The sequence below is a fragment of the Peribacillus sp. B-H-3 genome (genome assembly GCF_048572925.1).
Taxonomy (GTDB): Bacteria; Bacillota; Bacilli; order Bacillales; family DSM-1321; genus Peribacillus.
In genome coordinates, this window is record NZ_CP183879.1 from 2644171 (window position 1) to 2658369 (window position 14199).

Annotated in this window: 12 protein-coding genes; 5 read left to right on the plus strand and 7 right to left on the minus strand. The window is 37.1% G+C overall.

Annotated features, from left to right (window positions below):
* The first annotated feature begins 13 nt into the window (after positions 1–13).
* The 4 genes from mgrA (at position 14) to ACN6MY_RS13150 (ending at position 4859) form a co-directional block, all read left to right on the plus strand.
* On the plus strand, positions 14–1021 hold the full coding sequence (mgrA, locus tag ACN6MY_RS13135) for an L-glyceraldehyde 3-phosphate reductase (RefSeq protein WP_419880592.1): 1008 nt from the start codon (positions 14–16) through the stop codon (positions 1019–1021).
* A 270-nt stretch (positions 1022–1291) separates the two neighbouring features.
* On the plus strand, positions 1292–2038 hold the full coding sequence (gene map / locus ACN6MY_RS13140; RefSeq protein ID WP_419880593.1) for a type I methionyl aminopeptidase: 747 nt from the start codon (positions 1292–1294) through the stop codon (positions 2036–2038).
* Positions 2039–2561: 523 nt separating this feature from the next.
* A complete protein-coding gene (locus ACN6MY_RS13145) occupies positions 2562–3344 on the plus strand; it encodes a hypothetical protein (protein ID WP_419880594.1) in 783 nt (260 codons plus the stop codon).
* Positions 3345–3713: 369 nt separating this feature from the next.
* The gene (locus ACN6MY_RS13150) at positions 3714–4859 is read left to right on the plus strand and encodes an acyl-CoA dehydrogenase family protein (RefSeq protein ID WP_419880595.1); all 1146 of its coding nucleotides are present in this window, start codon (positions 3714–3716) and stop codon (positions 4857–4859) included.
* 1980 nt (positions 4860–6839) lie between these two features.
* On the opposite strand, the gene ACN6MY_RS13155 is transcribed toward ACN6MY_RS13150, so the two are convergent.
* The 4 genes from ACN6MY_RS13155 to ACN6MY_RS13170 all read right to left on the minus strand — a co-directional run bounded on the left by ACN6MY_RS13155 (position 6840) and on the right by ACN6MY_RS13170 (position 10325).
* Positions 6840–7400, minus strand: a complete 561-nt coding sequence (locus ACN6MY_RS13155; protein ID WP_419880596.1) for a sugar O-acetyltransferase — start codon at positions 7398–7400, stop codon at positions 6840–6842.
* A 94-nt stretch (positions 7401–7494) separates the two neighbouring features.
* On the minus strand, positions 7495–8292 hold the full coding sequence (locus tag ACN6MY_RS13160) for an HAD family hydrolase (RefSeq protein ID WP_419880597.1): 798 nt from the start codon (positions 8290–8292) through the stop codon (positions 7495–7497).
* Positions 8293–8316: 24 nt separating this feature from the next.
* Positions 8317–8940: a sugar O-acetyltransferase gene (locus ACN6MY_RS13165; RefSeq protein ID WP_419880598.1), complete on the minus strand. Its 624-nt coding sequence runs from the start codon at positions 8938–8940 to the stop codon at positions 8317–8319.
* 14 nt (positions 8941–8954) lie between these two features.
* Positions 8955–10325, minus strand: coding sequence for an MATE family efflux transporter (locus ACN6MY_RS13170; protein ID WP_419880599.1), 1371 nt, complete (start codon positions 10323–10325; stop codon positions 8955–8957).
* 140 nt (positions 10326–10465) lie between these two features.
* Here ACN6MY_RS13170 and ACN6MY_RS13175 point away from each other — a divergent pair, with 140 nt between their 5' ends.
* Positions 10466–11356, plus strand: coding sequence for an AraC family transcriptional regulator (locus ACN6MY_RS13175; protein ID WP_419880600.1), 891 nt, complete (start codon positions 10466–10468; stop codon positions 11354–11356).
* Between the two features lie 214 nt (positions 11357–11570).
* On the opposite strand, the gene ACN6MY_RS13180 is transcribed toward ACN6MY_RS13175, so the two are convergent.
* The 3 genes from ACN6MY_RS13180 to ACN6MY_RS13190 form a co-directional block, all read right to left on the minus strand.
* Positions 11571–12809: an IS110 family transposase gene (locus ACN6MY_RS13180; protein WP_419880509.1), complete on the minus strand. Its 1239-nt coding sequence runs from the start codon at positions 12807–12809 to the stop codon at positions 11571–11573.
* Positions 12810–13321: 512 nt separating this feature from the next.
* The gene (locus ACN6MY_RS13185; protein ID WP_419880601.1) at positions 13322–13858 is read right to left on the minus strand and encodes a hypothetical protein; all 537 of its coding nucleotides are present in this window, start codon (positions 13856–13858) and stop codon (positions 13322–13324) included.
* Positions 13859–13954: 96 nt separating this feature from the next.
* On the minus strand, positions 13955–14185 hold the full coding sequence (locus ACN6MY_RS13190; RefSeq protein ID WP_419880602.1) for a hypothetical protein: 231 nt from the start codon (positions 14183–14185) through the stop codon (positions 13955–13957).
* Positions 14186–14199 lie beyond the last annotated feature (14 nt).

A 14199-nucleotide genomic window follows, 5' to 3' on the forward strand; every position in this document is an offset into this window, starting at 1 on the left:
GGGAGAAGAAAACATGGTCTACCAGGCAGCTGAAAATCGGTACGAAAGTATGAAATATAATCGGAGCGGAAAATCAGGACTTATGCTTCCTGCCATTTCACTTGGGCTTTGGCATAATTTTGGCGGTGTTGATACATTTGAAAATGGCCGGGCTATGCTAAGGCGAGCCTTTGATCTTGGAATTACCCATTTTGACTTGGCAAACAATTATGGTCCACCTGCTGGATATGCAGAAGAATTGTTTGGGGAAATGCTGAAAACTGACTTTGCTCCATATCGTGATGAAATGATTATTTCCACTAAAGCTGGCTATTATATGTGGCCTGGTCCATACGGAGATTGGGGTTCAAGAAAATATCTTACGGCAAGCCTGGATCAGAGTTTAAAACGGATGGGGCTTGACTATGTTGATATATTTTACTCACACCGCCCTGACCCGAATACTCCGGTTGAGGAAACCATGGGTGCGCTGGATTCTATAGTACGGCAGGGAAAGGCCCTCTATGTGGGGATTTCAAGTTATAGTGCGGAGCAAACAGAAGAAGCGGTTAAAATCTTGAATCGTTTAGGCACACCGCTTGTTATTCATCAGCCAAACTATTCCATGCTGAACAGATGGATTGAAGATGGCCTTCAGGATGTTCTGCAGGAAAATGGCGTAGGATCGATAGCCTTTTGCCCATTAGCGCAGGGATTGCTGACCAGCAAATATCTTCATGGAATTCCGTCCGGTTCAAGAGCTTCTAAATCAACAGGTGCACTTAGCGAAGAGCGGGTCACAGAAGACGTAATCAGCCGGGTGCAAAAGCTGAACAACCTGGCTTCAGAACGAGGCCAGAATCTTGCACAAATGTCTTTAGCCTGGGTATTAAGAAATGGAAGGGTAACATCTGCCTTAATCGGTGCCAGCCGTGTTAGCCAAATCGAAGAAAATGTAGAAGCTCTTAATAATCTGGATTTCTCACAGGATGAGCTTGAATTGATTGAAAATATTCTGAGCGGTGGAACTACTGAAAAATAATCTTAACATTAAGACCCAGCCGACAATAATAGAATGCATCTTAAATCCCTGCCGAGTATGACAAGCGGGGATTTTTGGCATCTTTGAACAGGAGTCATGCTGAAAAGGCATCATAATAGAGCAGAATATACAAAAACAATATGTATGCGTCTGCCAACTGTGTGATCCGCCGGGCTTTTTGTTGCAATTTATTAGTGAAAAGGAATATGATAGTAAAGGATTGTTTAAGTGATAAGGGACAATTAATTGAAATGAAAGAGGATTTAAAACATGATTAATTTAAAAAGTGAACGAGAGATAGAGTTAATGCACGAAGCAGGTAAGCTGCTGGCTGCAACACACAGGGAAATTGCAAAAATGATAAAGCCAGGCATTACTACCGCCGATATTGAAGAATTTGTCGAAAAGTACCTAGCTGAGCATGGCGCTACTGCAGAACAAAAAGGCTATCAAGGTTATAAGTATGCAACATGTGCTTCAGTAAATGACGAAATCTGCCATGGTTTTCCTACGAAAAAACCCCTAAAAGAAGGAGATATCGTTACAATCGATATGGTTGTGAATTTAAACGGCGGTTTAGCTGACTCTGCTTGGACATATCCTGTCGGCGAAGTATCAAATGAAACTGCCCGCCTTCTTGAAGTGACAAAGAACTCGCTTTATAAAGCCATTGAACAGGCGCAGGCCGGCAACAGGCTAGGTGACATCGGACATGCCATACAATCATATGTTGAAGGCGAAAAATATTCAGTTGTCCGCGATTTTACCGGACATGGCATAGGAAAAACCATTCATGAAGATCCTACAGTCCTTCATTACGGGAAACCTGGCAAAGGCATGAGACTAAAGGAAGGGATGGTCATCACTATTGAGCCAATGGTTAACGCCGGCACATGGCATTCTAAAATGGATCAAAACGGATGGACTGCCCGCACTGTGGACGGAAAACTCTCAGCACAGTATGAACATACCATTGTAATTACAAAAGAAGGCCCTAAAATTTTGACTGAACAATAAAAAAAAGACCTGAAAGCCAGAATACACACTGGTTTCAGGTCTTTTTTTTTATTATTATTCAAAAACAGAACATAAGTTCTCGTTCCGGTAAAAAGAGCATTTTTGTCCATTTTCATCAAATAAGTCAGGAAAGATTTGTTAATTATGGCTTGCTGCTTATTCCAAAAGGGAGAGCGGCTTATGAAATAAAATAATAAACTGCTACAATTCCGGGAAACTGGCTATTGTTAAAAAATCAGGCCGAAAAACGGTGTGTTCCTGTTATAACAAGGTTTTTTTATTCATGATCAGTCAAAGGATAGTTAGCAAACAAAAAAATATTTCAAAAATAACCTCGCTAGAATATATATTTATCTCATCTATCATTATTATTTTGAAAAATGAATGTATTTACGATTAAGAGGGTAAAAGTCATATAAACTTAAAATTTATATATTAGCAGGAATTTTTGTCTGGGATATAGAACACATATTCTGTCGAGCTGTTTGTTAAACGAAATGCTCTAAAGATAGGGGATGAAAGAATGGAGAAAGGCCAAAAAGATGCCGTAACCGTTGAAACGACTGGATTAAGCCAGCGTGAATTTTTAACTCTTTTTTTGCTGCATACCTTATCATTGAAAGCTAACTATCCGCGGGCAATCCACCAGGAGTTAAAAAGCATGTTTACTGGAAAGGTACATAGCTATGACTATTTATGTAAAATCGCCAATAATCTTGTCGAATCTGGTCACTTAGAATTATACACGAATAAAGGAAGAAATTTTTATAAAATTAATTTAAAAGGCAAAGAATTACTGTCCTGGTATCATGGCAACTTTGCTGTCAGGCTCAAAGAAGTTAAAAAGGTCATTGACAGGTTCATGTTTGATCTAACTGGTTCTGGTATAAATCCCCCGGTGCAGCATGATCTCCCTGAAGAATACCGAAGCTACTTTTCGAAAATCATCTCCGTCAAAGATTTGGTCCGGTATAGTACACTAAAGGTCGCATTCCACAGAAAAACATTTTATATGGGTGAGGTGGGGGAACTATTAAAGGGAAAATTCGGCTGGATAGCAAGCAATGGGTATTTATATGACTTATCACACGAGATGGAAGAGGGAGACCTGTTGATTGGCTGGTGGGAAAGCGAAAAACGCACTAAACGCCAGCTTCGGATTACCCCGGAAGGAGAACATCATTATAAGCAAATAGCTGATTCTGCTGCCTACCGGGTACAGGAAATCCAAAAATATATTTCGGCAGTATTAACTTTTTTAGGTGAAAATGAAGAAACAGGTTCAAATCAAAGTAAGTGTGATTAAACAAATGCAGATACAGGCAAAGCATTCAGTTTTGCAGATTATGATGAAGACTTTCGGTACATGATAATTCACCAGATTATTATTATGTAAACAAACATCGAAGGGACCTTCTAAGGGTCACTTTGATGTTTGTGGTGAAAAAACTATAGAAGAAGTACTTCAGGGGCCGGACAAGCGTATTCAGAGCTTCTGAAGGGCGGCACAGACACGAATGCCTGCGGATCTTGCCGATTTATTGATTTTCTTTCGCTGTCATCATGGGTGCAAATTTCTACAAGATTTAAGTTAAGTATAAAGTCACTTCATTTATACAATACTTTGCGGAGTGTTAAAATGGATTTTAGCGGTTCATAAGAAAGGATGAGTTAGGTGTCTTTTTTTCAAACAGAGGAACAAAAAGAATATATCAATAAACTGGAACAAGCCATTGCCTCTTTTTCTTACAGAGAACAAGAACTTGATGAAAGCAGAAGTTTTCCATACCAAAATATCCGTGAATTAAAAGATTTTGGGTATACAGCTTTAACTTTGCCTAAGGAATACGGAGGCAGGGGCGGCACTTTGTATGACTTTCTGTTAGGGCAGGAACTGATTGCATCGAAATCCGGCTCAACAGCTCTTTCAATTGGCTGGCATTTAGGCGGCATCATGGAAATCAATGAACGGAAAAATTGGAACAGCGAAGTCAAAGAAGAATTAATGAAGAGTGTAGCAAAAGGAGCTTTGGTAAACAGGGCAGCAACTGAGCCAAAAACAGGCAGCCCAACCAGAGGTGGAAGGCCAGAGACTACAGCCATATTGGAAGGTGGCAGCTATGTTATCACTGGCAGGAAAACATTTACAAGCCTTTCTCCCATGCTTGATTACTTTATCGTAAGTGCATGGGTGCCAAAAGACGAATCCATTGGCTGGTTCCTTATACATCGTGATTCATCTGGAGTGAGCATTGAAGAAACGTGGGATGTGATCTCCATGCAAGGAACCGGCAGCCATGACTTGGTATTGGATTCTGTTAAGGTAGATACAAAATATTATGTAGAAAATCAAACTAAACGATCAGCAAAAGGTGCTCCATGGCTTCTTCATATTCCGGCTTGCTATATGGGAATTGCAGCTGCAGCAAGGGATTATAGTGTTTCCTTTGCCAAAACGTATACTCCAAACAGCTTGCCAGGACCAATAGCAGAGCTTCCAAATGTTCAAAGATTGATTGGCAAAATGGATCTTGAGCTTCTTCAAGCAAGGCATTTCCTTTATTCAGTTGCTGAAAAATGGGAACAGCAGCCGCAGGAACAGGAAAAACTTACCGTCGATTTGGCTGCTGTCAAAACAAGTATTACCAATAGTGCCATTAAAATCGTCGATATGGCCATGAGAATCGCAGGAGCACAAAGCCTGCAAAGAAAAAACCCCTTACAGCGTTTTTATCGTGATGTACGTGCAGGACTTCACAATCCGCCCATGGATGATGCAGTTATATCATTGCTGGCAAAAACAGCTTTAACAGAAGAATAGACAATTAGCCGCCTGATATCAAAGGCGGTTTTATTTGAAATAGACACATTCATTACTGCAGCAGACTGCTTGAGCACATATATAATATCTGAACAGGCAGCAAAACGTTGATCGCAGATATTATGTAAACTGTATGAAAAGAGGGAAGTTAAAAATTCTAAAAAGCAAGCGAAATTTTTAATAATATTATTAAGCTGATTATTAAATAATAAATAATAATGAACCGGGAATTAATATATGATGAGAATGAAATTTAACAATGTTCCAGATTAGTCATATATAGTTCCTCATAAAATTCATTTTTATAGTCTATACATAAACATACATACAAACTGGGAGGTTTAATGAATTGTTTTCTTATTAATGATATTTTAGCTGATATCATTCCAAAATTTCTGTTTCATCTCAATATAAGTAGTATTCTTGGATTGTGAGACAAAATCCCATAAAATTTAATGACTTCCTATAATATATATTATGTAAACTAGAAAAAATAGTCATTCGTGTAAAGCTTCCCCGTTCAAGCTCCATAGACTAATGACACAAACTTGATGTCATAAATGACTCAAATGTATTGACTAAAAAAGTTTCCCTTTTGAACTCCGTTATCAACTAGTAAAGGCGTAGATAAATTCTCCGAAATACTCTTCCAATATATATAAGACATTGCTTGTTTACAATGTATTTTTCCAGGACTTAATTTTACAAATTCCCGTATACACTTTAAATGTTTTTTTAAAAAATTTTTTCGAATATATCTCGATACGGATTTGTAAACAGCCTTAGAGCTAAAGAATATATCTTTTTTTATATCTCTATACTCTTCTTTGTTAATTCTGTTATAACTTTTTAAATTAATAAGGATTTTGGCCCTTACTCCCTCTTCTGCGCTGCTGTGTATCCTGCTTAGAATATCATCATTTTGATTATTTTTTTAGGTTTGCACATTAATATATACATTTATTTTTTTATTTGCTAAATAACTTTGTACTACTTTATTTTTGTGTATAAAACTTTGGTATTTAGTTGAGTTATTTCGCATTGTTTCTAGGAAATGAGTAAAGGAATTACTTTCAGATATAAAGCAATATCCGCAATCACATGTAAATGGCTCATTTTTATTAATGGAGTACTTAATTTTTTGCAAGCATTTAGGACACTGCTCAATTAAAAGATATTTATGTATAGGACATTTTTTATAAGAAGAAAGTGATGTAGTATGCTATGGAAATAATCTCCGTAACACTGAGGGCAGTATCTAAGATATTTTGCAAAATAGTTTTTAAGTTCATTTTTATTAATATTTAAAGGAGAATCAAAAACTCTACATTCTCTTTAATAATACTTTTAACTGGAATATCAAATATCTCATTTGTTATTTTCTCATGCAATGTAATTAAACTTTTAACGGAGGGTTTGTTACATTGAAGTAAATCAAAAACTGTATCTCCATCAACATTGTTGGCTAATTTAAATGATACCTTTGGCTATTTTTGTTTAAAAATATTAAAATAAAAGTGAAGACTTATACTTCATCCTTTCCATTTTAAATTGATACTAAAAGCAGGTCATACTTGTTTCTGGCAATTAACTGATGTATATTTTGGCAGTATGTTTATTAATCTTTATGAATCTTTACTTACGGGTAAACCTGTATGCACACTAATATTTATTCATATTTGTGAAACGATGCTTACTGTACTATCATGAAAATAAGTTTCTTCAAAATTGGAAAATGACAAAAATTAAGAAGACCCTACTCAAACGTTAAAAAAAAGAGGAGAGCGATAAATAATAAGTCTATGGATTAGGGTTGACTGGATTAAGGTCAGTATCAGTATTGACACTTCTTAACCATTTTCATTCTCTGTGGTGAAGCGGTGATTTTTCCGCTTTATGGATGGCTAACGGGGCAGTATAGACAAAAAAATGGCGTGAAACTGATATCATCAGTTTTGACGCGCCATTTTTTATGATAATCTATAATTCAATTTTTTTAATAATTATTGCTGGATTTCCACCTACCACTACATTATCTGGAACATCTTTAGTAACTACTGCACCCGATGCGATAACAACGTTATCTCCTACAGTTATTCCTGGGTTTATTACTGCACTTCCTCCAATCCATACATTATTTCCAAAAGAGATTGGTTTTGCGTATTCTTTTCCAGAATTGCGTTCAGTTGGATTTAGTGGGTGGGTTGCAGTATAAATTTGTACCCCAGGTGCAAGCATACAATTGTGTCCAAATCTTACTTCGCAAACATCTAAAATGGTACAGTCGAAGTTTGCAAAGAAGTTTTCTCCAACGTGAGTGTTATAACCATAATCAAAACGTATATTTGGTTCCATATATACGTTTTCTCCAGTTGAACCAAGCAACTCTTTTAATAATCGTGTCCGTTTTTCTCCTTCGAACTCTAATGTTTGATTGTAAATTCTAACTTTTCGTCTTGCTTCCTCACGTTCTTTGGCTAATAGTGGATCAGCAGGATTGTAAATTTCTCCAGCTAGCATCTTTTCTTTTTCAGTTTTCATTTTGGACCTACTTTCAGTAGATATAACTTTACTTTTCATTATTATACAGAATTTCTAAGGTAATCCTACTGTTGGTAGGATTACCCGGTACTTTTTATTGTAAGGATAGTATTTGAATGATGGTTCTCATTACTGCATCCTCTTCATTTGAACGTGTAATGAAATTAGTAGCATCCTTTAGATCTTGAACGGCATTTCGAACAGCAAAGCTATAAATACTACGAGTCATTAGCTCTATATCATTGTAGCCATCTCCGAAAGCCATTGTTTCTTCAGGAGTAACATTCAATAAACGTTGAAGGTGTTCAACTGTGGTTCCTTTATGTACATTCGCATTTGCTATATCAATCCAAGCTGCTTCAGATGCGATAATATAAGCTTGGTCAAAATACCGGGATAATTTTTCTCTAGTTTCGAAACACTTAAGGTCTGGGTCGTGAATGGTAATTTTAACAAAGTCCTCAGTTATTTCATTGAAATCCGCCACTTGTTTTACTTGAGCATAAGACCTTCTAACAATAGATGCTTCTTCGGATGACAAATTGTCTTTTATGAATGCCCCGTTTCTGGTACACGCAATAACAGTATGGTCTAGTCTTATTTCCTCAAGTAAATGGATAATTTCTAACCCTAATTCATTTTTTAACAGTGATTCATAAACAAATCTTCCATTATGTTTGATTCGGGTAGCACTATCTCCTAAAATCCATAAATCCTCCGCATCCTCACCAAACAACTCTTCTACACGTTCACATTGTTTTCCGGTAACTGGAGCAAAAACAACGTCCTTTTCTTTCATCATTTTTTTTACATCCCTGTACAGCTCCCTGTTGAAATCACCGTTATTATTTAGGAAAGTTCCATCCATATCAGATAACACTAATTTAATCATATTATTTACCCCCAATGTCTACTATTATCTCAAGCTGGCTTCCTCATCCAAATCTTCTTGAGTGATCTCTCTGTCCTTGTAATAATATTTTAAATCGTGTTCATTAATGGTGCGCAACACTTTGCAAGGATTACCAACAGCAACGGAATTAGCGGGTATATCTTTAGTTACTACACTTCCCGCACCTATAACACTGTTTTCCCCAATAGTTACTCCGGGACAAATGATACTGCCAGCTCCAATCCAACAATTATCCCCAACCTTTACTGGATCAGCGTACATATACTCTCTGTAATTAGGGTTTATTGGATGACCTACGGTTGCAATTGTTACTGCAGGACCAAACAATACATTCTTTCCGATAATAATTTTCGTATCATCAACAAAATTACAGTTAAAGTTAAGATAAGTGCCTTCTCCAATTTCAATGTTAGTTCCATAACAGAAGTAAAACGGAGGCTCTATCCAAGCTTTAGTTTCTTTACCGAATATTTCGTTCATCAGGCGCACGCGTTCCTCCAAATTATCCGGCCCTATCGTATTAAATGCCATCATTCTTCTTTTAGCATTAGACCTGTCTTCAGGCAGTCCCTCACAGTAATCTGTAAATAGTTTTACCGAAGCAATTCTTTCTCTCATTGTCATCATACATCTTCTCCTTATCAGGTAAAATTCCTTGTAATATTGTTTAACCACCTGTATCGACGGTAACGAATGACAGCAACAGGTAGTTTGATAAATTCATCTAAACTAATCACTGCATAAAGAACAATAGGAGTTACGTGCCACACAAATGCACTCAAATAACTTAATGGTAAAACGATTCCCCACATAACGATTAAATCACACCAAAAACCAAATTTTGCATCTCCTCCAGCTGGGAATATGCCACCGATAATAGCGGAATTCATTGACTTACCAATACAATAATAGGCGCATATATAAAGCATCCCATTAAGATAACCGCGAGCAGTAACATTTAAATTTACAAAATGAAATACTACCGGTTTCAGCAGCAAAATGGTTAAACCAGCTAGAACACCGAATATCAGTGCGTACAAATTGATCTTTTTTCCGGCTTTTATTGCCATCTGCCTATCACTGTTTCCTAGATATTTTCCAACAAGCACTGCACCGCCAATAGAAATACCACCGCACAACACGATTGCCAGGTCTTTGACTACTGATGTAATGGAGTTAGATGCAACCATATCCGGGCTGACGTGACCAATTATCGTAGTTGTTACAGTTAAGGCACCGCCCCAAATGATGTAATTGGCCTGAACCGGTATGGTGTATTTCAAGAAATCTTTGCGCAAGTGACGTTCCATATCATCACGCACAGGCAAGTGAAACTGGACATCCCCGCGTGTTATTGAATGGATGATACAGCACCCAAGCTCGATAAAACGAGCGCAAACTGTTGCGATACCCACGCCTGTTACAGCCTTTTCTGGCATAGTGGGAAAAAAGACTAACACGCAAAGTGCGTCAAATGCAATGTTTAAAATTAGACACATTGAACTGATTCTTGCACTAAGGTTTGCGTTTTCCTTGCTCTTCAACACGGTTAGATACATTTGCGAAAGACTCATTGCAATATAAGAAAATGATACAGCTCGTAAAAATTTCGTTCCATAATTGATTAACTCTCTGTCATTTGTAAATAGTCGCATCAGATCATCTGGAAAGCACAGCGAAAGTATGAAAAAGAAAGTCGAGATGCCTAATGAAAATATACAGGCGATACTTAGTACACGCTGTATGGCTTCTACATCTTTCTTTCCCCAGTACTGCGCAGTAAAGATACCCGTTCCTGTTGCAAGCCCCATATAGAACAGGGTCAACACAAGGGTTACTTGCCCTGCCAGCGATACAGCAGACATAGCAGACTGATTAATTTTTCCTAACATCACAACATCCGCCGAGATTACCGCTGCTGAGATTAAATTTTGCAATGCGATTGGTAATACAAGTGTGATCAACGCGCGATTGAACGTTCGACTAAAATGACGATCCTCAGTTTTTTCCACCCTTAAAGGTTCCCGCATCCCACATCCCATCTTTCTAACTTTTCTTTTAATATCAAAATTGTACAAAGTTACACTTGTAGATTCTACCAAAATCGAATATAATTCTGTCAAAATCGTATATTAATTTAGAAGGTGTGTCTATGAGATTTGAACTTGAGGTATTTTCCGATTTATCAGAACGGCTGAACTATAACCTTCCTGATTTTCCACTTTATGCACGTATGGGGGCTCTACATCAATTTGACAGATATGCAGCGTCGTGTCATTGGCATCCTGATTTGGAGTTTATCGTAGTGTTAGATGGGAAAATGGAGTATTTTGTTAATGGACAAACAGTACTGATTGAGAAGGGGAATGGAATTTTTGTAAACAGTAAACGGCTACACTATGGTTTTTCTAACGATAAGGCTGACTGTTCTTTCATTGTGGTTACAATCCACCCTTCACTCCTTGGTGAAAGTACACACCGAGGAAAGGTATACCTAGAAGAAAAATTTGGATTAGATACTGAAGACTATATATTACTTACACCTCAAAGCCCCTGGAAGAACGAGGTCCTAATTTCCTTGAATCAAATTTACAATGTAATGAACAGTAGTTCATTCAATCCACTTCGTCTTCTTTCACAGGCTATGTCTCTATGCGCCTGTGTAGGTGATCATATACAAAAAGCTCCTGGACATCTTAACGATGATCAGTTATGGATGGCAGTTCGAAAAATGACTGGATTCATCCATCATCAATATGAGCATAAGCTTTCAATTGATGACATTGCAGCGTCCGGTTCAATATGCAGGAGCAGATGTTGTCAGTTGTTCAGTAAGTTCATTGGTCAATCCCCAAACACTTATTTGAATCGGTATCGTATTCAAAAGAGTTCTGAGATGCTTCTGGAAACAAACCGATCAATCAGTGAGATAGCTATGGTATGCGGTTTTCAAAGTCCAAGCTATTTTTCATATGTTTTTCGAAAGGAAACGGGCATAACCCCGCAGGATTACAGGAAGAAGGCTACCTTATCTTCACCTTAATTGTAAGTGGAACTGATTGAATAAAGGGCCAATCATAAGTGGTAGTTATGAATGTTTGTGGAATAATATACTTAAACTAAACCAGCTAATAGTTTGTCAACATTTTTCAATAAAAAGTTTAATAACCTCATGATATACTAAAAATGTTCATGCCAAATAACCTTCCTTTATGCTCTTATTGGAAGGTTTTGACGTATTTAGTTAGAGATAGGTTTTAAAACATATCTTGGAAAGTGGATCTACTTTTTAATAATGCGTAAATCCAATGTAAGAGCTTATTTGCACAGGCAATGATTGCTACTCTGAAGGGTTTTCCTTCTTCTCGTTTCTTGTCGTAAAACTCTCGTAGTCTTCTATTCCGTGGAATGATTTCATCAGTCGTTTTCTTTTTACGGGCATCCCGAATACCACTTTGAACAGCCATATACAGGGCATGGCGAAGTCTACATGAGCCACGTTTGGTAATTCGATTTACGGATGCAGTAAACTTTCCAGAAGAGTACACACTAGGATCTATTCCAGCGAATGCAACTAACTTCTTGGCATCATTAAACCGATCTATCTCTCCGATTTCAGAAATAATCGTTCCAGCGATTTTTTCTCCAATACCAGGGATAGATTGTAGGATCTCATATTCTTCAATTCCCTTAGCGAGAGCATCTATTTCATCCGCAATCTTGGATAGATGCTCTTGGTATTGAAGAACAATCTTAACTAAGATCTCAAGGTTAAAGATATGACTTTGGTAGAGATTGTCTTGAAAAGGATTACGAAGGGCTGCTTCTCGCAACTTCTGTGCCTTTTCCTTTGCCCAAGACTCCGAACGACTTGTACATAATGAAGCTATTTTATCCGTTAACTCTTTATCACTCACACTTAATACTGCCTTTGAAGTAGGGAATGCTAGTAAAGTAAGCAACGATACCTTTGAATAGAGGCTTCCAAACACCCCTCGATACTCAGGAAATACCTGATCGATCAGAGAATGCAGCTGTAACTTTGTTTTCGCTGATATTTCTGCAATACTCTCTTGTTGTCTTGTTAGATTACGAAGGTTTAAGAGTTGAATTCCACGCTTCTTGTAAGGCTCTAACTCCTCTTTGTAATACAGTTCACAAAGGTGATAAGCATCAATTGCATCTGTTTTCACCTTTCGTAGGCTTGAGCTCTTAGCTCTGTGTGAGATAAGAGGATTAACAATAATAAAAACATATTTTTGTTCCTCTAAAAACTGAATAACGGGAGTATGGTAGTGCCCAGTTGATTCTAAAACAACCGAAGGTTGATAACCGCCAGCTGCTCTCTCCACCTCATGAAGGAATTCTAATAAACTCCCTAAACCTTCAAGATCGTGTTTAATACTAAAGCTCTTACGATATGGTTTACCCTTATCTAAAAATGCCTGTACCTGACTTTCTCCTTTTGATACGTCCAGACCAATGACTGGATTCATACTTTATCTCCTCCTAGAAATACAATATTAGTCGGTATCCCCTAAGGCTTCTTGTAATGTCATAGGTTCGCTTGTTAAACGGGATCGTTGTCCCAACCAGCCTGAAACATGCTTATACAAGTAGGGGGTGAACAGTTTAGCTGACGGGATTAAATCCCACGGGTGCGACGTTCTACCCCGACTACCGTTATATTAAGACCATATGAAAAAAGGTCAACCAGAAAAATCTGGCTAACCTTATATTACGAACGGGTGCTATAGCACAATAAGGAATAAAAATATAGAGCCTAAAATATGCAAGTTTTTATGCACTACTTGTGTATTAGGGCTTTTTTCACATTCATAAAAAATACTGCCGTTTATAGCAATTTTTAATTGCCAAATACAGGTCATACTTATAGGTAAAAGAAAAAAGTAGCTAATTCACATAAGCTACTTTTTAGTAAATTATTAGATTTTTTGTGTAGTATTTTATTTCAAAAATTGAGTTTAATTTCAACATTATCTTTTAATCAATTTACCTTTTTTTGTTGTTTAGATAGGAAATAATTCCTAATAAACCATTCGCTCCTTGCAAGAGCTCGAAACATTGCAGATTGCCAGGAGTTCAAATGAACCCTTTCAGTACTCTCTACATAATCCTCAAGCTGTGTTTTTAATTCAGTAGGTCCTGATTTATCAAATATTTTTTTTAACGTTAAATCTCTCATTGAAAACTCTTCAGCTGCAAAGATACTATAAAGAGGTCCCAGTTTAAAAGTGCTAAAATGGTTTTTTACTCGTTTATACTTTAATTCATCCCAGTTATCTGGTCTTTCTACGTAAAATTTGAACCCAAGTGGTTTTTGGGGTAACACTTCTGCTTCTAACCATAAATCGTCCTCAATATCATCAAAATAAGGATGTAAAGTTTCTTCCTCAGCTCTCAAAGGTCTAGCTGCTGTTTTAGTTTTATTACAATCATAGCAACTAGGAATTAAATTAATAGGTGTAACAGCCAAAGCTGGATATTTTGCCTTAGGAAGATGATGATCAAGGGTTGAAACCACTCTTATACCACATAGAGGACATTTATTAAGTTTAGGTGCCTTTAATATAGCACGTAAATATCACGACCAGGTTGTCCTTTTTTAGCAAATTTATCATTATAAACATTTTTCATTTCCTATGTGGGTAACAATTACTGAAACGCCTTCATGAGGTTCCAGGGTATGCAGAGTTTTGCTTTTTACTTTCTTTTCAAAAGTGTTAGAAGCTTCCTCTATTTTGTTACCAATTGATTTCATCCGCTTAACTAAATCATCATCCTCATAGTTGCTAATACAAGTTAACAGTACATTCAACGGTGTAAATTTTGGTTTTTGTAATTTTCTCATAGCCTTCTTCTATC

Excerpts from the sequence above, each read along its gene's own strand:
- ACN6MY_RS13180 (WP_419880509.1), bottom strand. The coding sequence starts at position 12,809 with ATGAATCCAGTCATTGGTCTGGACGTATCAAAAGGAGAAAGTCAGGTA.
- ACN6MY_RS13145 (WP_419880594.1), top strand. The coding sequence starts at position 2,562 with ATGGAGAAAGGCCAAAAAGATGCCGTAACCGTTGAAACGACTGGATTA.
- ACN6MY_RS13160 (WP_419880597.1), bottom strand. The coding sequence starts at position 8,292 with ATGATTAAATTAGTGTTATCTGATATGGATGGAACTTTCCTAAATAAT.
- ACN6MY_RS13155 (WP_419880596.1), bottom strand. The coding sequence starts at position 7,400 with ATGAAAACTGAAAAAGAAAAGATGCTAGCTGGAGAAATTTACAATCCT.
- map (WP_419880593.1), top strand. The coding sequence starts at position 1,292 with ATGATTAATTTAAAAAGTGAACGAGAGATAGAGTTAATGCACGAAGCA.
- ACN6MY_RS13175 (WP_419880600.1), top strand. The coding sequence starts at position 10,466 with ATGAGATTTGAACTTGAGGTATTTTCCGATTTATCAGAACGGCTGAAC.
- ACN6MY_RS13165 (WP_419880598.1), bottom strand. The coding sequence starts at position 8,940 with ATGATGACAATGAGAGAAAGAATTGCTTCGGTAAAACTATTTACAGAT.
- mgrA (WP_419880592.1), top strand. The coding sequence starts at position 14 with ATGGTCTACCAGGCAGCTGAAAATCGGTACGAAAGTATGAAATATAAT.
- ACN6MY_RS13190 (WP_419880602.1), bottom strand. The coding sequence starts at position 14,185 with ATGAGAAAATTACAAAAACCAAAATTTACACCGTTGAATGTACTGTTA.